This window comes from Cupriavidus sp. FW305-F7 (assembly GCF_058782875.1).
On the sequence record NZ_JBYSYC010000006.1, the window covers coordinates 100151 to 123961 of the forward strand.

The following is a 23811-nucleotide window of genomic DNA, read 5'->3' on the forward strand; positions in this document are numbered from 1 at the left end:
CCCTCCACCCATGCCGCCTCGCAGGCGGGATAAGTCCTGAAAGCAGAAAGGAAGTGCCATGAGCAGTAATACGCTGACTGAACGGGCGGGTACCGAACCCGTTCCCGCTTCGAAATCCAAGGCCAGCCCCAAGCGGCTGCTGGCGACCGGCGCGCTGGTTGTGGCCGGATTGGCCGCGATCGGATACGGCTACCACTGGTGGACATCGGCTCGCCACCTGCAGCGTACCGACGACGCCTACGTTGGCGGCGATGTCACGGTGATCGGCGCCAAGGTCGGGGGCTACATCGCGGAAGTCGCGGTGACGGACAACCAGACGGTCCACGCGGGCGATGTGCTGGTGCGCATCGACGACCGCGACTACCGCGCCGCACTGGCCAAGGCCGAAGGCGCCGTGGCGGCGCAACAGGCACTGCTGGCAAACCTGGATGCCACCGCGCGCCTGCAGGAGGCGGTCATCGCCCAGGCCAAGGCCGGCATCTCGGCGACTAATGCAGACACCGTACGGGCGCGCGACGACCAGGTGCGCTACGCCAGCCTGGTGGCGAAGGCGGCTGTCTCCATCCAGAGCTCGCAGAAGGCTGACTCGGACTACAAGCAGGCCCAGGCCAATGGCGAGAAGGCGCGTGCCGCGCTGCTGGCCGCGCAGCGCCAGCTGGACGTGATCGGCACGCAGAAGCAGCAGGCGCAGGCGTCACTGGCGCAGGCGACCGCCGAGCGCGACATCGCGAAGCTGAATCTTGGCTATACGGAACTGCGCGCGCCCGTGGATGGCACCGTGGGCAACCGGCGCGCCCGCGTCGGCGCCTTTGCCGGTGCCGGCAGCCAGTTGCTGTCCATCGTGCCGGCCAGCGGGCTGTGGGTGGACGCCAACTTCAAGGAAGGGCAACTGGCGCACATGCGCCCCGGCATGGCGGTCGAAATTGAAGCCGATGTGCTGCCGGGGCGGGTCTTCCATGGCCACGTCGCCAGCCTGGCGCCGGCCACCGGTGCGCAGTTCAGCGTGTTGCCGCCGGAGAATGCCACCGGCAACTTCACCAAGATCGTCCAGCGCGTGCCGGTGCGGATCCGCCTGGACGAGCAGGACGCCCGGCTTGGCGTCCTGCGCCCGGGGCTGTCGGTGATCGCCCAGGTCAACACGCAGCCAGGCAAGCAGGTGCAGTGATGACCACGGCCACCCTGACCACCCCTGCGTCCGCCGTGGCGATGCCGGACGAGATGTCCACTGCCGCCAAGGTGTTCGCCTTCAGCACGATGTGCGTGGGCATGTTCATCGCCTTGCTGGATATCCAGATTGTCTCCGCCTCGTTGCGCGATATCGGCGGCGCGCTCTCGGCCGGCGCCGATGAAACCGTGTGGGTGCAGACCAGCTACCTGATCGCCGAGATCATCGTGATTCCCTTGTCCGGCTGGCTGTCGCGCGTGATGTCGACGCGCTGGCTGTTCGCCGCCTCCGCGGCGGGCTTCACGGTGGCCAGCCTGCTGTGCGGGGTGGCGTGGGACATCAACAGCATGATCGTGTTCCGGGCGCTGCAGGGTTTCCTGGGCGGCTCGATGATCCCGATGGTGTTCACCACGGCCTTTGCCTTCTTCGTCGGCCCCCAGCGTGTCATCGCCGCTGCCACGGTCGGCGGGCTGGCCTCGCTGGCGCCGACGCTGGGGCCCACCATCGGCGGCTGGATCACCGATCACTATTCCTGGCACTGGCTGTTCTTCATCAACCTGGTGCCGGGCATCTTCGTCACCGTCGCCGTGCCGCTGCTGGTCAAGGTCGACCGGCCCGACTGGTCGCTGGTGCGCGGTGCCGATTACCTGGGCATGGTGCTGATGGCGCTGTTCCTGGGTTGCCTCGAATACACGCTGGAGGAAGGGCCGCGCTGGGACTGGTTCGGCGACGACGTGATCCTGGCCACCGCCTGGATCTCCGGCCTGTCGGGCGTGGGCTTCATCTGGCGCACGCTGACCTATGCCAACCCCGTGGTGGACCTGCGCGCGCTCAAGGACCGGAACTTCGCGCTTGGCTGCTTCTTTTCCTTTGTCACCGGCATCGGCATCTTTGCCACCATCTACCTGACGCCGCTGTTCCTGGGGCGCGTGCGCGGCTTCAGCGCGCTCGATATCGGGCTGGCGGTGTTTTCCACCGGCGTGTTCCAGATGGCGTCGATCCCGCTCTATGCCTTCCTGGCCAACCGGGTCGACCTGCGCTGGCTGATGATGATCGGCCTGGGGCTGTTCGCGGTGTCGATGTGGTACTTCGCGCCCATCACGCACGACTGGGGCGCGGCGCAGCTGCTGCTGCCGCAGGCGCTGCGCGGCATGGGCCAGCAGTTCGCGGTGGCGCCCACGGTGACACTGACCCTGGGCAGCCTGCCGCCGGCGCGGCTCAAGCTTGCGTCCGGGCTGTTCAACCTGATGCGCAACCTGGGCGGGGCCATCGGCATCGCGGCCTGCGCGACCGCCCTCAACAACCGCGGCAACATGCACTTCCTGCGCGAGGCAGAGCACCTGAACATCCGCAATGAAGCCATGGGCAACCTGTTGCAAGGGATCAGCGACCAGTTCGTGGCGGTCGGGCACGATGCCCTCGATGCGCAGACCGCGGCCCTCAGGCAATTGTGGGCGCTGGCCTGGCGCGAGGCGCAGACCCAGACCTTTGGCGACATTTTCCTGCTGATCCTGGTCTGCTTCGCGATCGCCACCGCCATGGTGCCGCTGATGCGCAAGGTTGGAGCGCCGAAGGGTCCGTCGGCAGACGCGCATTGATGAGGGAATGACCATGACAATCAGTCTGTGCAAGCGCTTCCTGTCTGCCGCGCTGATCGCGGCGAGCGCCACGGTGGCTTATGCGGGGGAGCGCCCGCGCGACAACGGTGTGGCGTGCGCTCGTGCAGGTAATGCTTATTGCAATCTTCCAGATCAGGGCAACAGGCCAATGCCGCAAGGCGTGCCGCAGGGAGAGTCCGCTTGACTGGCGTGGCAGTCCGTCAGCCGGGCTGCTTTGTATCCAAGTATGTCGCCATCGCGGATCAATACACAGCGATACAAATCCCCTGAAATCCGACACATGCCGCGTGCCGTGGCCGCCTAGACTCGTGCTCACATTGATCACGCAAACAGGAGAAGAAAATGTCGAAGACAGTCGATCTACCTCGTCGAGGCTTTCTGGGTGCAGCGGCAGTGACGCTGGCCTCCGCGCCGTTCGGGCTGCCGCAGGCCGCCCGCGCGCAAACCGGTGTGTCGAAGGCGCCGGCGCTGCCCTTGACCACGCCGGGCACCCATGCCAGCTTCGCGCCGGTCAAGCACGTCAACGCCGGCGTGCTCAATATCGGCTACGCCGAGGCCGGCCCTGCCACAGGGCCGGTCGCGCTGCTGCTGCACGGCTGGCCCTACGACATCCACAGCTTTGTCGACGTGGCACCGCTGCTTGCGGCCCGCGGCTATCGGGTGATCATTCCCCACCTGCGTGGCTTCGGCTCGACGTCCTTCCTGTCTGCCGACACCATGCGCAACGGCCAGCCCGTAGCGATAGCCGCCGACATGATCGCGCTGATGGACGCGCTGAATATCCGCAATGCCGTAGTGGCCGGCTTTGACTGGGGCGCGCGCACCGCCGACATCATGGCGGCGATCTGGCCGGACCGCTGCAGGGGGCTGGTCTCGGTCAGCGGCTACCTGATCGGCAACCAGGCAGCCGGCAAGCAGCCGCTACCGCCTGAGGCCGAGCTCCAGTGGTGGTACCAGTTCTATTTCTCCACCGATCGGGGCCGCGCCGGCTACCAGAAGTACACGCACCAGTTCGCCAGGCTGATCTGGAAACTGGCATCGCCGCAATGGCAGTTCGATGATGCGACGTTCAACCGCAGCGCCGCCGCCTTCGACAATCCCGACCACGTGGAAATCACCATCCACAACTACCGCTGGCGGCAGGGGTTGGCCAGCGGCGAAGCCAGGTTCGACGACTTCGAGAAGCGGCTCGCCACGGCGCCCGCCATCGGCGTGCCCACCATCACCATGGAAGGCGATGCCAACGGCGCGCCGCACCCCGAGCCGAGCGCCTATGCCAGCAAGTTCACGGGCCGCTACGAGCACCGGAACCTGACGGGCGGGATCGGCCACAACCCGCCGCAGGAAGCGCCCACCGCATTTGCGCAGGCGGTGCTCGATGTAGACAGGCGCTGACGCATGAGGGGCGCAATGCGCAGATTGCTGATACTGGCTGCCATGACGCTGTCGGCGCTGGCATCGGAGCTGGGTGGCGCAGGCCATCGGTGCGCATGGTCCGGCATGCCCCGGACCATGCGCCCGGATAAGCGGGCACGAAACAAGGGCGGCCCGGGCGCTGCGGGCATTGCCATGCCCCAGCACCCGCCGCCGCCCGCCTGCCGCGCTCAGCGCAGAGACCTGAACGCTGCGCGCAGCTCTTGAGCGAACAGCTGCGGCTCTTCCCATGCCGCGAAGTGGCCTCCCTTGTCGACCTTGTTGAAGTAGGTCAGCCTGGGGTAGGCGCGCTCGGCCCAGGTGCGCGGGGCTTGATAGAGCTCGCCGGGAAATACCGTCACGCCTACAGGCACCTTGATCTGTCCTGTCATCTGCTCCGCTGCGTTGAAGTTGTTGGTGTTGTTCTCCCAATATAGCTGTGCGGACGACGTGGCGCTGTTGGTGAGCCAGTAGAGCGTGATGTCGTCGAGCATCTCGTCCCTGGTCAGCGAGCGCTCGGGATTGCCTCCGCTGAAGGTCCAGGCGGCAAACTTGTCATACATCCATGCCGCCTGCCCTGCGGGGGAATCTGCCAGGCCATAGCCCACGGTCTGTGGGCGGGTCACCATCATCGCGGCATAGCCGCCGCCCAGCGTATACAACTTGTTCATCGACTCGAATGCTGACTTTTCGGCGGCGGACAGGCCGGCCGGCGCCGCTTCGCCGTTCTTCAGCGCGCGGGCGACGTCCGCTGGCACGGTGGCGGGCATATTGACGTGAATGCCGAGCAATCCCTGTGGCGCCTGGCGGCCCTGCGCATGCGCCACGACCGAGCCCCAGTCGCCGCCCTGTGACACATAGCGTGTGTAGCCCAGCCGCTTCATCAACACATCCCACGCGCCTGCAATGCGGTCGGGGCCCCAGCCGGTGCCGACGGGTTTGCCGGAGAAGCCGTAGCCGGGCATCGACGGAATCACTACATCGAAGGCGTCCTCGGCACGGCCGCCATAGGCGGTGGGATCGGTGAGCGGGCCAATCACCTTCAGCAGTTCAAAGACCGAGCCCGGCCAACCGTGGGTGATGACGAGCGGCAGCGCATTGGGATGGCGCGATCGCACATGAAGGAAGTGGATGTCGAGTCCGTCGATCCTGGTAACGAACTGGGGGTAGGCGTTCAGCTTTTGCTCTGCCTTGAACCAGTCGTAGTCGTTGCCCCAATAGCGCACCAGTTCCTGGATCTTCGCCAGCTGCACGCCCTGCGATTGATCGGATACCGTCTCGCGGTCCGGCCAGCGCGTGGCGGCGATACGCTGGCGCAGGTCGGTCAGTGCCGCTTGCGGGAAGCTGGCGTGGAAGGGGCGAATGGATGCGTCTTCGGCCGCCGCGCGTTGCGGGATTGCGCCGCCTTCGGCGGCCGGCAACGCCTGGGCGTGGCTTGGCAAGGCCAATTGAGCCAGGCATAAAGCGAGCGTGGCGATGGCAGGTGCAGTGCGTGTTACGCGGAGTTTCATATCGATACCAGGTAGAGGGAAAGTGGAATCCGGTCAGCGGCGTGGTTTTGGCGGGTGCACGTCGGGTTTCGGCTGATACACCGCGGCGGCGTAGATGGCGTCCGCAACCTGCTTCGGCCTTGACAGCTGCGGTACGTGGCTCGTCGGTAGTGTCACGATGCGGGCGGAGATCTTCTGTGCCATCGCTTTCTGCAAGGCGGGCTGGATCATGTGATCCTGCTCGCTGAGGATGTACCAGGACGGCCTGGTCCGCCATGCGGCAACCGTGACCTTGTCCTCGAAGCTCTTGCCGCTGACGGGTCCCTGTGTCGCCGCCATGATCCGGGTCTGGGCCGCCGGCACGTCCTGGGCGAAGTGTTTGGACATCCCCTCGGGTGTCAGCGTCAGGAATCCGTCCTTGTCAGCGACGATGAAGTTGGATCCCTCGGGTTTCGGGTAGTCCTTGGCCAGGTCCGCCACCGACTGGTTTTCCGAAGGTGCAAACGCTGCGACATAGACCAGGGCCTTGACGCGCTCATGCTGTCCGACTTCAGAGATCACCGCACCGCCCCAGGAATGCCCCACCAGCACGACCGGTCCGGCCTGCATGTCGAGCGCGCGGCGCGTGGCGGCCACGTCGTCGGCCAGGGAAGACAGCGGGTTCTGGACCGATACAACATGAAGCCCCCTGGACTGGAGCAGGGCAATGACCTTGTCCCAGGCCGATCCGTCGGCAAAGGCGCCGTGCACGAACACCACCGTGGTAGTGCGGCTGTCCGCAGCCGGTGCGGCTGCGGCTGTGCTCGCAGCGGCTGCAAGGCTGCTGACGGTGGCAACAAGCGCTGCAGTCCTGATGAACGTTTTCAATGTCCTCATGCGATTCCCCCTTAAGGGTCAGGTACTAATGGAATTGGACGGTGGCCGCCCTGCCGGCATCGGCAGCCCGGGTCAGACGGTGAGGGCGGCCACGCAAAGGGCTGTCCCGAAGGCATAGGTTCCCAGGGCACCAACCGCGCGGGCCGGATTCGGCAGGGACATGGAGGGCCAGGCAAGCAGTGCAACCACCAGGAGCACGCGGCAGGCGGTTGCACCTGCCATGCACCAGACCGCCCAGCCAGGCGGATATTGAGTGCCGAGGTACAGGAAGAGCACCGCAAGGAACGGCGCGTACTCGGTGGTGTTGCCGTGAGCGCGAATCAGCCGTGCCAGCAGTTGATCAGGCTCGGATGGGTAGCCGCTCAGCACGCCGATCCTGGACCGCTGCACCGAGGTGGCGAGTCCGAGTGAGAACAGAAGCAGACCGAGGACAGCTGTGCAGGCCAACGCGATGATGTTCATTCGGTACCTTGTGCATGGTCGATAGCGCTCATTGGGAGAAGTCCATCGGGAGTGGATTGACAGTTTCAGCATAGGGTCCTAGCCTTTGTCCTGAACGACGAACTTCCCTCGTTTCAGGACAACATGAACCGAATCGGACTCGCCCTCTTCCCCGGCTTTCAGATGCTCGATATGGCGGCGGCGTCAGTCTTCGAGATGGCGAACCTCGAAGTGCGGGTTCCCGCCTACGAAATCCATGTGGTCTCGGAAAGCGGCGGGGCCGTGCAGAGTTCAATGGGCGCGGCGATCCAGACCACCGCGATGGATCCGCTGGCCTACGACACGCTGATGGTTGGGGGCGCTTCCTCCGTGCCGGCGGCATCGCCCAGGCTGCTGCGCTTGCTTGGCGAGGCACTCGAGCCGACCAGGCGCATGGCCAGCATCTGCACAGGGGCATTCATCTTTGCCGAGGCCGGCATCCTGAACGGCCGGCGGGCTACTACGCATTGGCTCTATGCCAGGACGCTCCAGCAGCGCTTTCCTGCGGTGCGCGTCGAGGAGGACCGAATCTTTGTTCGGGACGGAACGGTGTGGACATCGGCCGGCATGACGGCATGCATCGACCTTGCACTGGCGCTGGTGGAGCAAGACCTCGGGACCGATGTGTCGCGGGCGGTCGCGAAGAAGCTCGTCGTTCATCACCGCCGTGCCGGGGGGCAGTCGCAGTTCTCGATGCTGTCGGAACTGGAATCGAAGTCAGACCGCATACAAGCGGCATTGACCTACGCCAGGAATCATCTGCACCAGGATTTGTCGGTGGAGCAGCTCGCCAGCGCCGCCAACATGAGCCCGCGACATTTCAGCCGCGAGTTCCGGCAGAGCACGGGCCAATCCCCGGCACGTGCCATCGAGCGCTTGCGCGCCGACATGGCCCGCGTGCTCGTGGAAGCCGACGCGCTGACAATCGAGCGCATCGCGAGCAAGACCGGCTTCTCCGACCCGGAGCGCATGCGGCGAGCGTTCCTGCGGATCTTCGGCGAGCCGCCGCAAGCCCTCAAGCGTGCCGCCCGTGCGCGGCGCATCGCGGAGTCGGCCGCCGTGTGACGGAGGGCGGCACGGCGACAGCTTCGCATCAATGCAAGTGCAGGCCGGGCGCTGCGCTTCACGCTATTCGGGACACCGGCGCATGATAATATTCGCATGCGAACGAAATCTCATCATTTATAGCGCACCAGACATGGAACATCGCCTCGTCTACCTGTTGAACGTGGGCCAGCGGCGCCTGCACCGCTGGTCACAAGCGCGCACTGCCGCGGGTGGCGTGACATCAGCCCAGGCCGGACTGCTTTTCTTCCTGGGCAGCAACGATGGCGCGCTGACGAGCGAGGCTGCCGCGGCGCTGGACCTGGGTGCGCCTGGGATGAGCGGCCTGGCGGAGCGGACCGAAAGGGCCGGCCTGATCGAGCGCCGGCCGGACGAGAACGATGGCCGTGCCTCGCGCCTGTGGCTGACGGAGGCAGGGCGCCTGGCGCGCCAGCGTTCCAAGGCGAGCATGAAGGTATTGAATGCCAGGCTGACCGAAGGTTTCACCGCCGCCGAGATCGACGTGGTGGCGCGCTGGCTGACCAGCCTGCAGACAAAGTTTCCGGCCGCGGACGAGGGCGAGGCGTAGCCTGGCAGCGGCCGGAAAGCGAGGCAGTCGACTTACTGCCCGGCAACCCTGGTGAAGTCTGGTTTGCGTTTTTCGGCGAAGGCCGAGAATGCTTCCCGGGCTTCCGCACTGGCCAGCCGCTCCTCGAACCTGGCGCTTTCGCTGTTCATCTGCGCAAGCAGTTTTTCCGCATCACGCATGAGCTGTTTCATTGCGCTCAGGGAGCCCGCCGGCCTGGCGGCAATCTTCTCGGCCATCCGGCGCGCATCCGTGCGCAGCTGGTCATTGGCGCAAACCTTGTTCGCAATGCCCCATGCCACGGCGGTTTGCGCGTCAAGCGGCTCGCCCAGCGCGAACATCTCGAAGGCCCTGACGTGTCCGATCCGCAGCGGGAGCAGGTAACTCGAAGCCGCTTCGGGAACCAGTGCGAGATTGACGAAAGGCGTGATCAGTTGCGCGTCCTGGCCGAGCACGACGTAATCACAATGCAGCAGCATGGTGGTCCCGACGCCGACGGCCTTGCCATTGACCGCGGCGACAATCGGTACGGTCGAATTGGCAAGGGCGCGCAGGAAACGATGCACGTGACGTTCGCTGGGGCCATTTCCCGAGGCGATCGCCGCGAATTCGCCGAGATCATTGCCGGCGGTAAAGGTGTTCCCGTCCCCCTGCAACAGCAATACCCGGATAGCCCGGTTCTGCTGTGCCTGCTCGATAGTATCGGCAAGTGCGCCGTACATCTCGTTCGTCAAGGCGTTCATCTTGTCCGGCCGGGCAAGCGTTAGGGTCAGCACGCCGCCGGTGAGGTCAACGCGGATTTCCGGGGTCATTGGTCGGTCTCCAGGTGAGAGTTGCACGCCTGCCGTGCACGCATCGCGATTAAGTTCGCATGCGAAGTATATAGGTGGTTCGCATGCGAAGTAAATGGTTGAGGGCGCGCAGCGTGCGGAATCAGCACCTGGGGCAGCGTCCTCCACACAGACGGTGTGGGCAGACGCGTGCTTGCAGTGCCTGATAGGCGCGGAATACAGCACAAGCGGAAACCGGACTTGCATGCTGATAGTGACTACTCTAGACTAACTATCAAATCGATAGCAAGTAGGTCTTTCGAGGAAGCCAATCATGCAGAAGAAGCCACTGGGCGAAACGCCGTGTCCGATCGCGCGCACCGCGGCCCGCGTTGCCGACAGCTGGAGCGTATTGATCCTGCGCGAAGCCTTTTACGGCGTGACCCGGTTCGACGAGTTCCAGCAAAACCTGGCTATCGCGCCCAATATGCTCACCCGTCGCCTGAACTCACTTGTTGAAGAAGGCATGCTGGAGCGTCGCCAGTACTGCGACCGGCCACCCCGCTCCGAGTACATCCTGACCGAGCGCGGGCGCGATTTCCGCCAGGTGCTGCTGGCGATGCTGGCTTGGGGCAACAAGCATCTCGCGCCCGAAGGCGAGAGCGTGCAGTTGGCCAACCGGCGCACCGGCGCGCGCGTGGAGCCTGTGCTGGTCGACGCCGCCAACGGGCGCCCGGTCACCGATGCCGACTATTACCTTGCGCCCGGCCCCGCCGCCAGCGACCGCGTGCGCCAGCGGCTGTCGCGCTCGGCAGAAGCCTGAGCCGGATTTCCCGCGCAGCTAATTCTTGTTCCAACCTTCAAGGCCCGGCCACCGGGCGCATACCGCATGGAGTGCGTGCGGCCGATTGAAACTGGTTGTTTGGTAGGGAGAATGCGATGCATGCAAGAGATGTCGTGCTGTGCCAACCGGTGCGTACCGCCATTGGCGCCTACAACGGCTCACTGAAGGCCGTTCCGGCGGCTGATATCGGCGCCGCGGCGATACGGGCAACCGTGGCACGGGCGGGAATCGATCCAGGCGAGGTCGGCAGCGTGGTGTTCGGAAACGTGATCCAGGCCGGCAACCGCATGAACCCGGCCCGGCAGGCTGCCATCGGCGCAGGGCTGCCAGTTTCGGTTCCCGCGATGACCGTCAACCGCGTCTGCGGCTCGGGAGCGCAGGCGATTGCAACGGCCGCGGACGAGGTGCGGCTCGGCTATGTCGACATCGCTGTCGCCGGCGGCACGGAGAACATGGACCGTGCGCCTTACCTGATGCCGTCCGGCCGCTGGGGGCAGCGCATGGGCGATTCCGTCCTGTACGACAGCATGCTGCACGACGGCCTGTTTGACGCCTTCTCCGGTGAGCACTCCGGATGGCATACCGAGGACCTTGTCGCCCGCTACGCGCTGACCCGCGAGGCCCAGGACCGCTGGGCCGAGCGTTCGCAGCGAAATTTCGCGCTGGCGCAGGCGAATGGGCGATTCACCGGCCAGATTGCCGGGGTGACCATCAAGGGGAAGGGCGGTACGGCCATGTTCGAAGTGGACGAAGCCAACCGTCCTGATACCAGCCTCGATACGCTTGGCCGGCTCAAGCCGGCGTTTCGCCCGGACGGCACGATTACCGCCGGCAATGCGCCCGGGCTCAACAGCGGCGCAGCGGCCATGATCATTGCCGAACGTTCGCTGGCTGAAGCCAGGGGGCTGGAGCCGTTGGGACGATTGGTCGCTTACGGTGTCGGGGCCGTGGAGCCCGGCATGTTCGGGCTGGGCCCGGTCCCGGCGGTGCGGCAGGCGCTGCAACGCGCCGGCTGGGAGCTGGGCGACATTGAACGCATCGAGATCAACGAAGCATTTGCCGCGGTGCCGCTGGCTGTCGCGGTGGAGCTCGGATTGCCGCACGACATCATCAACGTCGACGGTGGCGCCATTGCCCACGGCCATCCGATCGGTGCGACCGGCGCGGTGCTGACGACTCGGCTGCTTCATGCCATGCGGGCCGACGGCATACGGCGCGGCATCGTCACGCTGTGCATCGGCGGCGGACAAGGGATTGCGCTGGCGCTCGAGGCGCTGGCCTGATCCGTCTGTTCCCGTAACGGGCGTGCATGCATCGGTGAGATCAGCGGCAAATCTTCTGGAGGAGCAAAAATGAACATTCAATACATTGAGGACCTCGCGGCGGGCCAGAAATACGGTTCGGGACGTCTGACCGTCGAGCCTGAAAGGATCAAGGCCTTTGCTGCCGAGTTCGACCCGCAGCCTTTCCATCTCGATGAAGCAGCCGCCCGCGACACGCTATTTCGTGGACTGGCTGCGAGCGGTTGGCATACCGCTGCGCTGACGATGCGCCTGCTGGTCGACGGCGAATTCCGGCCCGCAGGCGGCATCCTCGGCGCGGGCTTCGAGGAACTGCGCTGGCCAAAACCGGTACGCCCCGGCGATGAACTGCATATCGAGAGCGAGATACTGGAAGTGCGGATTTCGAAATCGCGCCCCGACCAGGGCATCGTGAAGGTGCGTACCACAACCTTCAACCAGGCCGACGAGCCAGTGCAGGTTTTCACCGCCAACCTGATCGTCCAGCGACGCCCCGCAGCCGCCGCGCAGGCAGAGGCATCATGAAGATCCTTGTACTCGGTGCTGGGGCCATGGGCGGCTACTATGGCGCGCGCCTGATCGAAGCGGGCGCAGATGTCACCTTCATGTTGCGGCCCGGCCGCGCGCGGGCACTGGAACGGGTTGGCCTGGCCGTGCGTAGCGAACTCGGCGACTTCCATCGCCCGGTAAAAATGGTCCTGTCCGGTCAGGTCGCCGCGCAGTTCGACCTGGTCCTGCTGGCATGCAAGGCCTACGACCTTGCCGACGCGATCCAGACCATCAGCCCGGCCGTTGGCCGGGACACTGCGGTATTGCCTCTGCTCAACGGCCTTGACGCCTATGACCGGCTCGACCAGTGCTTTGGCAGGCAGCGCGTGCTTGGTGGAGTCGCATACATCGCGACAACGCTGGCGGCGGACGGAACCGTCGTGCACGCCGGCCGCATGGACCGGCTGGTAGTCGGCCCGCGCGCCGCGCAGGCGTCGGCATTGGCCGCGGATTTCCATGCGCTGGTGTCCGGGGCGCCGGGTACGCGTGAGCTATCGGGCGCCATCGGGCAGGAGCTGTGGAACAAGTGGGTCATGATTGCCGCAGGCGCAGTGATGACATGCCTGATGCGCGGGACCGTGGCGGACATCATGAAGACCCAGGATGGCCGCCGCCTGATGCTTGACGCGATTGCGGAGTGCCGCACGGTGGCGCAACTGTACGGCCATGCCATCCCTGAACCCGTTGTCACTGCCATGCAGGCCCGACTGCTGGACGAAGCATCGACCTGGGCTGCCTCGATGATGCGGGATATTGCGCAGGGCGCCCCACGCATAGAAGCCGACGCCATCGTCGGCGACCTCATCAAGCGCGCAGCCGGGTACGGGCATGAGCTTCCATTGAGCCGTGCGGCATATTGCCACCTGCAGGTCTATCAGCGCCAGCGCGCTGCGCACCAGACTGCTGGCTGAGCAGTCTTCGCCCATTCATGGAAATCACGAATCACGACATGACTACCTTTTCCTCCCTGTTGCAGCGCACGGAAGGCAACGTGCTGGTCCTTGCCATCAACAATCCGGGCAAACGCAACGCCATCGCGGCGGATCTCTACGACAATATCCGCGCCGCACTGGCCAATGCCGCAGAGGATCCGGCGGTTGGCGCGATCGTGCTGACCGGGGCCGGCGACTACTTCTGTGCGGGCGGCGACCTGGAATTGATCAGCAAGCGGCGCGAACTGACCTACGAGGAACGCATCGAGAGGCTGGGGCATCTGCACGACGTGGTGTGCAAGCTGCGCGACTTTCCCAAGCCGATCGTCGCAGCGGTCGAAGGCGGTGCGGCAGGTGCGGGCTTCTCGCTGGCACTGGCCTGCGATTTGCTGGTGGCTTCCGCCGGCGCAGCGTTCTCGATCGCCTATGTGAAGGTCGGGCTGACACCGGATGGCGGCATCACCGGCCTGCTGGCGCAGAGCCTCTCGCGGCAGGTGCTGACGCAGTTGGCGTTGACTGGCGACCGCATCACGGCCGAGCAACTGCAGCACTTCGGCGTCGTCAATCAACTGGTTGAGGCGGGCCAGGCCGGCGCGGCGGCGATCGCGCTGGCGGTGCGGCTTGCCCAGGGCCCGCAGCAGGCACTGGGATCAATCAAGGCGCTGTGCCGCCATGCGCACGAGCGCTCGCTCGATGAGCAACTCGAGGCTGAAAGGGGCGCGATGGCCGTGGCCCAGGGCAGCGCCGAAGCCGCGGAGGGCATTGCCGCCTTCCTGGGGAAACGTCCTGCGGATTTTGCCAGCTTGCGCCGCGGCGATTCGGCATAGCCGCGGCACAGGCGGGCTGACCGCATTACTACCGGTCTTATTGCCCGGCCAGCTTGAGGCTCTTGGCAATGCGGGTCAGCTTGGCGTGTTCGTTGCTCAGGAAGGCTTGCGCCTGGGCCATGGTCATCGGCTCGATCGCGCGCTGGAGATTGACGGCGCGCCGGGTACGGTTTTCCGGGCTGCCCACCCACGCATTCATGGCCTCCACCACCCGTGCCATCACGGCATCCGGTGTATTCGGCGGAGCCAGCACGCCCGCCCACTGGCTGTACTCGAAGTCGGCCAGGTCCTTGTATTCCGACAGCGCCGGCACATCGGGCAACGACGGATGCCGGGCCTTGCTGGCGACACCGATCGGCCGGAAGCGGCCGGCCTTGATCATCCCGTAAGTCGGACCTCCCATGGGAATGAAAGTCAGGTCTACCTGTGCACCGGCGATGTCGCTGGTGACCGGCGCCGCGCCCTTGTAGGGGACTTCCAGGAAGCGCACGCCGGTGCGGGCCTGGAAGTCGGCCCCGACCAGGTGGGGTCCCGAGCCGGGGCCCCAATGCGCCAGCGACAGCGGGCGGTTCTTCGGGTTCTTCGCGTAGGCAATGACCTCGTCGACGTTCTTGAACGACAACGAGGGATTCGAGACCAGGATGAAGTCCGAAATCCCGCTGAAGCCTGCCAGCCTGAACTTCTCCGGCGAATACTTCGCCGATGCGATGGTAAGTGGCGCGACCAGGAAGTCGATGCCGGTCGTGCCCAGCAAGGTGTAGCCATCGTTGGCGCCGCGCAGCACGTTCATGGCGCAGATCGATCCGCTTGCGCCGGGGAGGTTGTCGGCAAGAACGTTCTGCCCCAGGCTCCTTTTCATCACGACGGCTGCCGCGCGGATCGATTCGTCCGCCGGACCCCCAGCGGGAAATGCGACCTTGACGACGATCGGCTTGCCCGGATAGGGCGCTTCAGCCCGCAGCAAGGACGGCACAAGCATTGCCGGCACGGCGCCGCACGCCGCCTGCAGCAGGCGCCGGCGCGAAAGCTGGATAGTCATGGTTGTCTCCATTATTGGTTCTGCAAGCCGGCAGCTCATACCCGTGGTGACGGATACGTCGGGGTGAGGCGCTACCGGCCTGCACTGCCTCTGGCGAGGCCCTGCTTCGGTGAACGGGCTATTCGTAGACCACCGCGTATTTGATGGTCAGCGTCGAGAACGCCTTGCCGATGGTTGCCACCGCGATCTCCCGGTCTTCGTTGCTCAGGGTGGCGGGCAGCACCAGCGTGGACAGGATGCCCTGGTCGCCCCGGTCTTCGATGCGGATATCAACCAGGGGCACCGGCGTATCCGCGTTGACCTCGGCAAGCATCTGCCGCTGCGCCCGCAGTACTGCGTCGCTGCGCAGCGTGTTCTTCTGGATCTTGCCGACGGCAGTCTTGGGGATGGCGTCGACCAGGTAGAACTGCTTGGGCACGGCGGCGCGTTCCGGGATCACCTCGTAGGCGTAGTGCTTGATGCGGCCGAGCGGGAAGGTGCTGCCCGGCTTGAGCGCGATGTACGCGACCGGCAGTTCCCCGGCATGCGCGTCAGGCAGGCCGACCGCGGCGGCATCGAATACCTCGGGGTGCCGATACAGCGCCTCTTCGATCATGCGCGGATCGATATTGTTGCCGCCGCGGATGATCAGGTCCTTGGCCCGGCCGGTCAGCCAGAAGTAGCCATCCTCGTCCACATAGCCCAGGTCGCCGGTATTGAACCAGCCGCCTTCGAACCAGATGCTCTTGTTCTGTTCGGGGTTCAGGTAGCCGCCGAAGACGTTGGGACCGCGCACCACCACGATGCCAGGTTCGCCCGGCTCGCATTCGCGCTGGATGTGTCCAGCGGCGACCTTGACGACCTTCATCTCCTGGTAGGCCATGGGCAGGCCGATGGAGCCGATGCGCCGCTGGCCATAGCGCGGGTTGGTTGCACTGAGCGCGGTGCCTTCAGTCAGCCCGTATCCCTCGAAGATCATCGCGCCAGTCTTTTGCTCGAACGCCTCGGCGACGGCCACCGACAGCGGCGCCGTACCGCAGCTGGCCGCCTTGAGGGAGCTGATGTCGGCGTCGCCGATCGGAATATTCAGCGCCATGTTGACCACGCTGGGGACCATGCCCAGCGCGGTGACCCCGAAGTGATCGACGATCTGCCAGAGATTGCGGATCACCGACGGATCACGCCAGCCGCTGGACGTCAGCAGCACCACCGATGCGCCACGGGCCAGCGGCATCAGGCAATTGGTAAGCACCCCTGTCACGTGGAACATCGGCACCCCGCAGACGCGTACGTCCTCAGGCTGCACGTCGATCTGCATCGCGCTGACCCATGCCATCGACACTTCGTTGCCATGCGTGTGCAGCGCCAGCTTGGGCGTGCCGGTGGTGCCACCGGTATGGAACATCGAAGCCGTATCCTGCGGCGAGAACACCCGTCTGCTGTCAAGCGCCTCGTCATCGAAACGGTCAACGCTGGCGTCGAGGTCGAAGATACCTTCCTCGCTTGCCTTACCGCCGCCCGCCTTGATCCAGTGCTTCACGTCAGGCAGTTCACGCCGCACCAGCATGGCCTTGTTCCAGGCTTCGATATCCGGGTCGGGGCCATAGGCGATCACCGCCTTGGCTCCGGCATTGCGCAGCAGCGCCGCAATAATCTCGGGCTCCAGCATCCAGTTGACCGGGCAGGCGATGCCGGTCGCTTCGCTGCCCCAGATCGCGTACTGCGACTCCGGCGTCACGGGCATCAGCACCCCGATGACGTCATCCGGGCCCAGGCCAAGCGAGTGCAGCAGGTTGGCGGTCTGCGTGATGCGTCCGAACATCTGCGCATGGGTGATGGTGACCGACCTGGCCAACTCGTCGCCGGAGGTGAAGTAATGCAGCGCCGGCGCCTCGGGCGCACGGTCGCGCGCCAGGCGCAGCAGCTCGTAAGTGCTGTCGGGCAGGCGCCGGTCGGAAAGCGGTGTCTGCTCGAAGCGCCGGATATCGGCAAGCGCGGTCACTGTCAGCCGGGGGCGGTAGGGGTCTGGTCGCGCGAGGGTGGCCGCAGCCTGCACACGTGTGTTGAGCTGGGTCATGGTTATACTCCCCGGTAGACCGGACGGCGCTTGTCCAGGAACGCTGCGCCGCCTTCGTGCATATCTTCAGTGCTGAAGAGCGTGGCAAAGGCCAGCTGTTCCAGCATCAGCGCCGTATCGAGCGTGGCATCCTGGCCGTTGTTGATCATCAGCTTGGCCATCGCGATCGAGTGCGGAGACTTCTCGGCAATACGGTGCACATAGGCCTTCGCCTCTGCCAGCAATTCGCACGCAGGCACCACCTTGTTGACAAGGCCGATGCGGTAAGCCTCGTCCGGTTTGATGATTTCGCCGGTAAAGATCATTTCCTTGGCGCGCGTCGCGCCAACCAGCCGGGTCAGCCGCTGGGTACCCCCGCGTCCCGGTATCAGGCCAACGTTGGTTTCGGTCTGCCCGAGCAGGGCGTTGTCCGCAGCCACGCGCAGGTCGCACGCCATCGCGAGCTCGAGGCCACCGCCAAAGCAAGGCCCGGCAATGGCGGCGATCACGGGGATGGTGCTGTGGTGGATCAGCGCCCACAGGTCGGGCGCGCCGCTGGTCGGGACGAAGGCTTCAATCGGGCGGCGCGCCAGCATTTCAGGGATATCGCCGCCGGCCACGAAGGCCTTGGTGCCGCCCCAGAGAACGATCCCGCGGACCGTCCGGTCGGTCATCAGCGACGACAGCGCCGCGTAAAGGTCGGTGCGCAGTCCGGTGTTGAGCGCGTTGTATTTTTCCAGCCGGTTCATGGTGACGACGGCGCATGGACCGTCGCGGTCGATAAACACGGTGTCGTATTCGGTGATGTCGGTCATCGGTGTCTCCGTTGTCGCTCTTGCATGCTTAGTGGATGAACTCGAACAGGCCTGCCGCGCCCATGCCGCCGGCGGCACACATGGTCACGACGCCATACTTGGCTTTGCGGCGGCGTCCTTCCAGCAAGATGTGGCCGGCCTGGCGCGCGCCCGTCATGCCATACGGGTGACCGACGGCAATCGCGCCGCCGTTGACGTTGACGCGCTCCAGCGGCAAGCCAAGCTGGTCAATGCAATACAGCGCCTGGCAGGCAAAGGCTTCGTTGAGTTCCCACAGGTCGATGTCATCGATGGAAAGCTCGTTGCGTTCCAGCAGGCGCGGGACTGCGCGGACCGGGCCGACGCCCATTTCGTCCGGCTCCACCCCAGCGGTGGCCAGGCTGACGAAGTAGCCCAGCGGTTCCAGGCCACGCCGTTCGGCCTCACGTTCGGACATCACCACCAGCGCCGCGGCCCCGTCAGACAACTGGCTCGAATTGCCGGCCGTCACCTGGTAACCCTCGCCCTTTACGGCAGGCAGCACGCTCAGTCCTTCCAGCGTGGTGTCGGCACGGACACCTTCGTCCGCCTCGAGCAGGAACTCCGCCGTCGAAGTCTCGCCGGTCACCTTGTCCTTCACCGACTTGACCGTTGCCAGCGGAACGATTTCGTCCGCGAAGCGGCCGGCCTTCTGAGCTGCCACAGTAAGTTGCTGGCTGCGCAGCGCGAACGCGTCTGAGCGCTGCCGCGACATGCCGTAGCGCTCGGCGAGGATTTCAGCCGTATCGATCATGTGCAGGTAAACATCGGGGCGATTCTTGGCCAGCCACGCTTCCTGCTGGGCAACCTTCAGCGTGACCGGTTGTGACAGGCTGATCGATTCGACGCCACCCGCCACCATTACCGGCACCTTGTCGATCAGCACACGCTGTGCGGCAAAGGCGACTGCCTGCAAGCCGGATGCGCAGAAGCGGGTCAGCGTCGTGCCACTGACGGACACCGGCAGGCCCGCGCGGATGCCGCCTTGCCGGGCGACGTTGCCACCGGTGGCGGCGATGGGCTGGCCGCAGCCGAAGATGATGTCCTCGACTTCCGCGCCGTCAATCCCCGCACGCTGGACGGCATGCTGAATGGCATGGCCCGCCATGGTGGCGCCATGGGTCATGTTGAAGGCGCCTCGGGTGGCTTTGCCGATCGGGGTGCGGGCAAATGAAACGATCACTGCACGAGACATGGGTTCTCCTTTGAGGTGGATGGGGCCGGCGTTCGAAGTCGGCTGAATCGAATATAGACAGTGGATACATTGGGGCGTGCGCCGGGGACTGGAACGAAGGTGGGCAGAGTTGAAAGGGCTGAACGCCTGGCCTGCCTTGCCGCGCTAGTCGCGTTCGCGCTGGTGCTCGGTGTATCCACTGTCTACATCCTAGGATTGCGGTCTTGGCCGCGTCAAGAAGTCTTTGGGCAATTTCGGGTTTACCAGCTGTTCCTGTATGGGCACTGCAGTGCCAGCCAGATGAGCGAAAGGGCTTTCGTTGCTAGGGTTACCACTAGGCGTAAACGGCTTCCCGTTCCTTGACGCTCGCCGACGCGCTCCCTACGATATAGACGCTGGATAGATTGGTGTTCGGCCATGCGGTGACGAAGCGGCGCGGAGCTTCGCGGTTCCGGGCCGGCCGCTGTGACGGAAGTAGCAGAAACCGAAAGGGGGAAACATTGGAATTCACTGGCGCACAGGTAATCAAGGCTTCCAGGGCAGAGGTCTGGAAACGGTTGAACGATCCGGCGACATTCCAGCGGTGTTTGCCGGGATGTGAGCAATACCAGCAGGGGGATGACGGTGACTATGACGCAGTCATCGTTGCGGCTGTCGGACCGATCAAGGCACGCTTCAAGGGCACGGCCCGATTTACCGGCCACCAGGAGGGCATCGGCTATCACATCGAAGGCAGCGGCAGCGGTGGCGTCGCGGGATTCGGCAAGCTGGGCGCCGATATCCGTCTGGAAGACGTCGAGGGCGGCACTTCCCTGCACTACGTGGCCGCAGCGCAGATGGGAGGAAAGCTCGCACAGATCGGGTCCCGTCTGGTGGGATCGGTGGCGAACAAGTTCCTGGCGGAGTTCTTTTCCCGCTTTGAAAAGCTGGTAAGCCAGGAGGCAAGTCCCGGTGGTTCGCTGGCAACTTCCGCTGAATGAGCTTCGGCAGATCTGGGAGGAGCATCGGGATTTTTTTTTGCCCCTTTAGTATGATGATCGTAATACTATAGGCACCACGGGTGCCTATGCTGAAGGCGCTAACGGAGACACAGAGGCGACTGTGAAAATAGAAAACACCATCAATGGCGTAACAGGTACCACCGAGATAGAGCCAAGGCGGCTACTGGTGCACTTGTTGCGGGACCAGAAACGCCTGACCGGCGTTCATATCGGTTGTGACACCTCCCAGTGCGGTGCCTGCACGGTGCTTGTGGACGGAACGACAGTGAAGTCGTGCACCGTACTTGCCGCCCAGACTGACGGCTGCGAGCTGCACACGATTGAAGGCATGGAGCACGACCACACGACAGCCGTGCTCAAGCAAGCTTTCAACGAACTTCATGGCTTGCAGTGTGGCTTCTGTACGCCGGGAATGCTGCTTGCGGCACGAGCGCTGCTTGCGCACCAGCCTGCGCCGGCCGAAAGCGATGTCAGGGAAGCGCTGCACGGCAACCTGTGCCGCTGCACCGGGTATCAGAACATCGTCGATGCTGTTCTTCTTGCCGCGACCAGGCTGCAGCGAACGCCGTCCGCCACACATGAGGAGGCCTGAGATGAGCGAAGCACTGAACGGAAGTGCAACGAAGTACATTGGAAAATCGGTCAGCCGCCGTGAGGACAAGCGCCTGATGAGCGGCCAGGGCAGGTTTACGGATGACCACCAGTTCCCGGGCATGGCCTTCGCGGCCTTCGTCAGATCGCCCTATGCTCATGCCGTTGTCAGCGAGATCGATACCTCGGCCGCACGCGCGCTTCCCGGCGTGATCGGTGTTCTGACCTATGCGGACATCCAGGGCAAGGTTGGCGACATCCGGCCGAACTGGGTCGTGGGCAATTCGAAGGTGCCGCCGCACCCTCCGCTTGCGGCCGAGCGGGTGCGGTACGTAGGGGAAGCCGTGGCGATGGTGGTGGCCCGGACCCGTGAGATTGCCGCGGACGCCGCGGAGCTCGTTGAAGTCGGCTACGAAGCGTTGCCGCCTGTCGTCGATGCGGAAGCAGCACTGTCAGACACCGCGCCCCAGCTTCACGATAACGTGCCCGGCAATCGCATCGGCACTTTCCGGCTCAAGGGCGGCAGCTACGAGGATGCATTGAAACGGGCCGACCGGGTAGTCTCGATCCGGCTGGTCAACCAGCGGCTGATTCCAAGCCCGCTCGAACCGCGCGCCTTGTGCGCGAACTTCGACCCGGTCGACGAGCGCCTGACGTTTATCGTCCCGACCCAGGTTCCGCATATGTCGAGACGCTGGCTGGCGGAGACCCTGCGCTGGCCCGAGCACCGGGTCCGGATCGTGGCGCCCGATATCGGTGGCGGATTCGGCGCAAAGATGCACTTCTATGCGGAAGAGGTGCTGGTGGCGTTCGCCTCCAGACATTTCGGGCTTCCGGTGAGCTGGACGGAGACGCGCAGCGAGAACTTCGTCGCGACCACCCATGGCCGCGCGCATACCGAGTATGTGGAGGCGCCCGTTACCAGCGACGGCAAAGTGCTGGGGATCCGCTTGCGGTCGTTCGCCAACCTCGGCGCCTACCTGTCGAACATGGCGACGGGGATCCCTACCATCAATACGGTCAACTACATCACGGGCAACTACCAGATAACGTCAGTCGACGCGGAAGTGAATCTGGTGACAACCAATACCACGCCGGTCGATGCCTATCGCGGCGCCGGACGGCCAGAAGCCGCATACATCATCGAGCGGCTGATGGACGCTGTAGCGGGGGAGCTGGACATGGATCCGGTCGAGTTGCGGCGCCGCAACCTGGTGCAGCCCGATCAGTTTCCCTATTTGCCGCATGACGGCGCGCGCGGCAAATGGGACTCCGGCGACTACGAAGCCTGCCTGAACAAGGCGACCGAGCTGATCGGCTACCGGCGCTGGCGTGAGGAGCAGGTGGCGCTGCGCGAGCAGGGCAAATACATCGGCATCGGGGTGACCTGCTATCTCGAGCTGGTCGGCATGGGCATTTCGCCGATGCTGGAAAAGGTCGGGTTCAACCGCGGCGGCTGGGAGAGCGCGCATATCCGCGTGCATTCCGACGGCAAGGTCACGCTGTTCAGCGGCTCGATGCCGCAAGGCCACGGCCATGCCACCAGCTTCGCGCAGATCGTTGCGGAAGCCCTGCAACTGCCGATGGAAGATATCGATGTCGTGCAGGGCGACACGGATCGCGTGCTGGCGGGTCATGGCACGTTCAATTCACGCTCCATGCCCGTAGGCGGCAGCGCTGCCTATGTGGCAGCGGGCAAGATTCTCGCCAGGGCAAGGCGGATCGCCGCCTTCATGCTCGAGATCCCGGAAGAGGACGTGCACTATGCAGATGGCCATTTCTCAAGCACGGCAAATCCGACCGTCATCCCGTTCTCGCAGGTCGCAAGGATGGCATACCTTGCGCACAAGCTGCCCCGGGATTTCGAAGCAGGGCTGGACGAGCGCGTCTTCTATGAGCCGGTCGCCCTGGGAGCGCCGAATGGCTGCCATGCCGTGGTCGTGGAGGTCGATGCGGAGACCGGGGTGGTGACGATCCTGGACTATGTGGCAGTCGACGACGTGGGTGTGATGATCAACCCGATGCTTTGCCATGGCCAGATGCACGGAGGCATCGCACAGGGCATCGGCCAGGCCCTGTTCGAAGAAGCCACGTACGACGACTCCGGGCAACTGCTGTCCGGCTCGCTGCTTGACTACGGCTTTCCGCGTATCGAGCAGATCCCTCGCATGCGTACCGGCTTCCATGTCTCTCCGGCGCCGTCGAATCCGCTCGGCGTCAAAGGCATCGGGGAGGCGGGCTGCGTCGGTGCGCCGCCCGCGGTCGTCGCGGCGGTATGCGATGCACTGAAGCCATTTGGCATATCCCATCTCGATATGCCGCTGACGCCGCCGAAAGTCTGGCGAGCCATCCAAGAGAGCCGGAGCGCGACATGATTCCGTACGAAGTCGAATACCTTAGGGCGAGCAGTGTGCAACAGGCACTTTCCATCCTTGCCCAGAACCCCGAGGCGAAGATCCTGGCCGGGGGTCATACGCTATTGCCGATGATGAAGCTCAGGCTGGCGAGGCCTGGACTGCTGGTGGATATCGGTCGCCTGCCTGAACTTCGTGGCATCGTGGTCCATGAGGACTCCGTTTCCATCGGCAGCGCCACGACCCACGCCGAACTGGAGGCGAGCGCGGAACTAAAGCGGCTGGCCCCGCTGTTCCCACTCGCCGCCACGGTGATTGCCGACCCGACAGTCAGGAACCGTGGCACGATCGGTGGCGCGCTGGTGCACGCCGATCCGTCGGCCGACTGGCCGGCGGTCGCGCTTGCGATGGATGCCGAAATAGAAGTGGCAGGCGGGCAAGGCAGCAGGCGCATTCCCGCGCACGAGTTCTTTGCCGGCTTCATGTCCACAGCCGTTGAGCCGGACGAGGTCCTTACGCGCATCCATGTGCCATTGCCGGCACCGGGTCGGGTCGCATACCGCAAGTTCCGTCATCCGTCGTCGGGCTATGCGGTGGCTGCGGCGGCCGTTGCCATCAACGTTGCAAAAGATGGCTATACCTGGGGACGGATTGCCATCACTGGCGTTGCGGATGCGGCATTCCGCGCCTGGGAGGCGGGGGCTTTGCTGGAAGGCAGCTTCGCCGACCTGCCGGACAAGGTCGATGCCATTGTCGAAGCCGCGTTCACCAACGTGACGCCGCTGGAGGACAACTTCGCCGATGGGGCATACCGGCTGCAGCTTGGCCGGGTGATGCTGAAGCGGGCGCTGGTCGATGCGCTGGAGCCGCGCCGCGGAGACTGAAACT

Annotated in this window: 23 protein-coding genes; 15 read left to right on the forward strand and 8 right to left on the reverse strand. The window is 64.7% G+C overall.

Annotation, left to right across the window (positions count from 1 at the left end):
- Positions 1 to 58: 58 nt before the first annotated feature.
- The 4 genes from AC3WL8_RS07775 (at position 59) to AC3WL8_RS07790 (ending at position 4179) form a co-directional block, all read left to right on the forward strand.
- A complete protein-coding gene (locus tag AC3WL8_RS07775; RefSeq protein ID WP_211981773.1) occupies positions 59 to 1165 on the forward strand; it encodes an HlyD family secretion protein in 1107 nt (368 codons plus the stop codon).
- Positions 1165 to 2763, forward strand: a complete 1599-nt coding sequence (locus tag AC3WL8_RS07780; protein ID WP_371827404.1) for a DHA2 family efflux MFS transporter permease subunit — start codon at positions 1165 to 1167, stop codon at positions 2761 to 2763. Before AC3WL8_RS07775 ends, AC3WL8_RS07780 begins: the two co-directional genes overlap by 1 nt.
- Positions 2764 to 2776: 13 nt before the next feature.
- Complete coding sequence (locus tag AC3WL8_RS07785) at positions 2777 to 2968, forward strand: hypothetical protein (protein ID WP_211981772.1); 192 nt, start codon at positions 2777 to 2779, stop codon at positions 2966 to 2968.
- Positions 2969 to 3126: 158 nt separating this feature from the next.
- Positions 3127 to 4179 (forward strand): alpha/beta fold hydrolase, encoded by a 1053-nt coding sequence (locus tag AC3WL8_RS07790; RefSeq protein WP_211981771.1) that lies wholly within the window; start codon positions 3127 to 3129, stop codon positions 4177 to 4179.
- Between the two features lie 209 nt (positions 4180 to 4388).
- Here AC3WL8_RS07790 and AC3WL8_RS07795 read toward each other — a convergent pair whose 3' ends face one another.
- From AC3WL8_RS07795 to AC3WL8_RS07805, 3 genes are all read right to left on the reverse strand, one after another.
- A complete protein-coding gene (locus tag AC3WL8_RS07795; RefSeq protein ID WP_211981770.1) occupies positions 4389 to 5708 on the reverse strand; it encodes an epoxide hydrolase family protein in 1320 nt (439 codons plus the stop codon).
- A gap of 33 nt (positions 5709 to 5741) precedes the next feature.
- The gene (locus AC3WL8_RS07800; protein ID WP_492378097.1) at positions 5742 to 6563 is read right to left on the reverse strand and encodes an alpha/beta fold hydrolase; all 822 of its coding nucleotides are present in this window, start codon (positions 6561 to 6563) and stop codon (positions 5742 to 5744) included.
- 72 nt (positions 6564 to 6635) lie between these two features.
- Positions 6636 to 7025, reverse strand: a complete 390-nt coding sequence (locus AC3WL8_RS07805) for an MAPEG family protein (RefSeq protein WP_492378098.1) — start codon at positions 7023 to 7025, stop codon at positions 6636 to 6638.
- A 123-nt stretch (positions 7026 to 7148) separates the two neighbouring features.
- On the opposite strand from AC3WL8_RS07805, the gene AC3WL8_RS07810 reads away from it, so the two are divergent.
- Positions 7149 to 8108, forward strand: a complete 960-nt coding sequence (locus AC3WL8_RS07810; RefSeq protein WP_211981765.1) for a GlxA family transcriptional regulator — start codon at positions 7149 to 7151, stop codon at positions 8106 to 8108.
- A 133-nt stretch (positions 8109 to 8241) separates the two neighbouring features.
- Positions 8242 to 8676, forward strand: a complete 435-nt coding sequence (locus AC3WL8_RS07815) for a MarR family winged helix-turn-helix transcriptional regulator (RefSeq protein WP_211981763.1) — start codon at positions 8242 to 8244, stop codon at positions 8674 to 8676.
- A 32-nt stretch (positions 8677 to 8708) separates the two neighbouring features.
- Here AC3WL8_RS07815 and AC3WL8_RS07820 read toward each other — a convergent pair whose 3' ends face one another.
- Positions 8709 to 9485: an enoyl-CoA hydratase gene (locus AC3WL8_RS07820; protein WP_492378099.1), complete on the reverse strand. Its 777-nt coding sequence runs from the start codon at positions 9483 to 9485 to the stop codon at positions 8709 to 8711.
- Positions 9486 to 9777: 292 nt separating this feature from the next.
- Between AC3WL8_RS07820 and AC3WL8_RS07825 the strand changes: the two genes are divergently transcribed.
- The 5 genes from AC3WL8_RS07825 to AC3WL8_RS07845 all read left to right on the forward strand — a co-directional run bounded on the left by AC3WL8_RS07825 (position 9778) and on the right by AC3WL8_RS07845 (position 13896).
- The gene (locus tag AC3WL8_RS07825) at positions 9778 to 10266 is read left to right on the forward strand and encodes a winged helix-turn-helix transcriptional regulator (RefSeq protein WP_211981759.1); all 489 of its coding nucleotides are present in this window, start codon (positions 9778 to 9780) and stop codon (positions 10264 to 10266) included.
- Between the two features lie 116 nt (positions 10267 to 10382).
- Positions 10383 to 11570 (forward strand): thiolase family protein, encoded by a 1188-nt coding sequence (locus AC3WL8_RS07830; protein ID WP_211981756.1) that lies wholly within the window; start codon positions 10383 to 10385, stop codon positions 11568 to 11570.
- Positions 11571 to 11639: 69 nt separating this feature from the next.
- Positions 11640 to 12113: a MaoC family dehydratase gene (locus tag AC3WL8_RS07835; RefSeq protein WP_114130565.1), complete on the forward strand. Its 474-nt coding sequence runs from the start codon at positions 11640 to 11642 to the stop codon at positions 12111 to 12113.
- Positions 12110 to 13048 (forward strand): 2-dehydropantoate 2-reductase, encoded by a 939-nt coding sequence (locus AC3WL8_RS07840; protein ID WP_211981754.1) that lies wholly within the window; start codon positions 12110 to 12112, stop codon positions 13046 to 13048. The genes AC3WL8_RS07835 and AC3WL8_RS07840 overlap by 4 nt, the downstream gene beginning before the upstream one ends.
- Before the next feature lie 38 nt (positions 13049 to 13086).
- Positions 13087 to 13896, forward strand: a complete 810-nt coding sequence (locus tag AC3WL8_RS07845; RefSeq protein WP_211981751.1) for an oxepin-CoA hydrolase, alternative type — start codon at positions 13087 to 13089, stop codon at positions 13894 to 13896.
- A gap of 37 nt (positions 13897 to 13933) precedes the next feature.
- On the opposite strand, the gene AC3WL8_RS07850 is transcribed toward AC3WL8_RS07845, so the two are convergent.
- The 4 genes from AC3WL8_RS07850 to AC3WL8_RS07865 all read right to left on the reverse strand — a co-directional run bounded on the left by AC3WL8_RS07850 (position 13934) and on the right by AC3WL8_RS07865 (position 18998).
- Entirely contained in the window at positions 13934 to 14935 is a 1002-nt protein-coding gene (locus AC3WL8_RS07850) for a tripartite tricarboxylate transporter substrate binding protein (RefSeq protein ID WP_211981748.1), read from the reverse strand.
- Positions 14936 to 15053: 118 nt separating this feature from the next.
- Complete coding sequence (locus AC3WL8_RS07855) at positions 15054 to 16991, reverse strand: acyl-CoA synthetase (RefSeq protein ID WP_211981747.1); 1938 nt, start codon at positions 16989 to 16991, stop codon at positions 15054 to 15056.
- 2 nt (positions 16992 to 16993) lie between these two features.
- Entirely contained in the window at positions 16994 to 17785 is a 792-nt protein-coding gene (locus tag AC3WL8_RS07860) for an enoyl-CoA hydratase/isomerase family protein (RefSeq protein ID WP_211981746.1), read from the reverse strand.
- Between the two features lie 28 nt (positions 17786 to 17813).
- Positions 17814 to 18998, reverse strand: coding sequence for an acetyl-CoA C-acyltransferase (locus tag AC3WL8_RS07865; RefSeq protein WP_211981745.1), 1185 nt, complete (start codon positions 18996 to 18998; stop codon positions 17814 to 17816).
- Positions 18999 to 19477: 479 nt separating this feature from the next.
- Between AC3WL8_RS07865 and AC3WL8_RS07870 the strand changes: the two genes are divergently transcribed.
- From AC3WL8_RS07870 to AC3WL8_RS07885, 4 genes are all read left to right on the forward strand, one after another.
- Positions 19478 to 19957, forward strand: coding sequence for an SRPBCC family protein (locus tag AC3WL8_RS07870; RefSeq protein ID WP_011615257.1), 480 nt, complete (start codon positions 19478 to 19480; stop codon positions 19955 to 19957).
- A gap of 121 nt (positions 19958 to 20078) precedes the next feature.
- Positions 20079 to 20570, forward strand: a complete 492-nt coding sequence (locus tag AC3WL8_RS07875; RefSeq protein ID WP_492378100.1) for a (2Fe-2S)-binding protein — start codon at positions 20079 to 20081, stop codon at positions 20568 to 20570.
- 1 nt (position 20571) lies between these two features.
- The gene (locus tag AC3WL8_RS07880) at positions 20572 to 22944 is read left to right on the forward strand and encodes a xanthine dehydrogenase family protein molybdopterin-binding subunit (protein WP_492378101.1); all 2373 of its coding nucleotides are present in this window, start codon (positions 20572 to 20574) and stop codon (positions 22942 to 22944) included.
- Positions 22941 to 23807 carry an FAD binding domain-containing protein gene (locus AC3WL8_RS07885; RefSeq protein WP_211981736.1) on the forward strand — a complete coding sequence of 289 codons (867 nt, stop codon included), beginning with the start codon at positions 22941 to 22943 and terminating at the stop codon, positions 23805 to 23807. Before AC3WL8_RS07880 ends, AC3WL8_RS07885 begins: the two co-directional genes overlap by 4 nt.
- Positions 23808 to 23811: the final 4 nt, after the last annotated feature.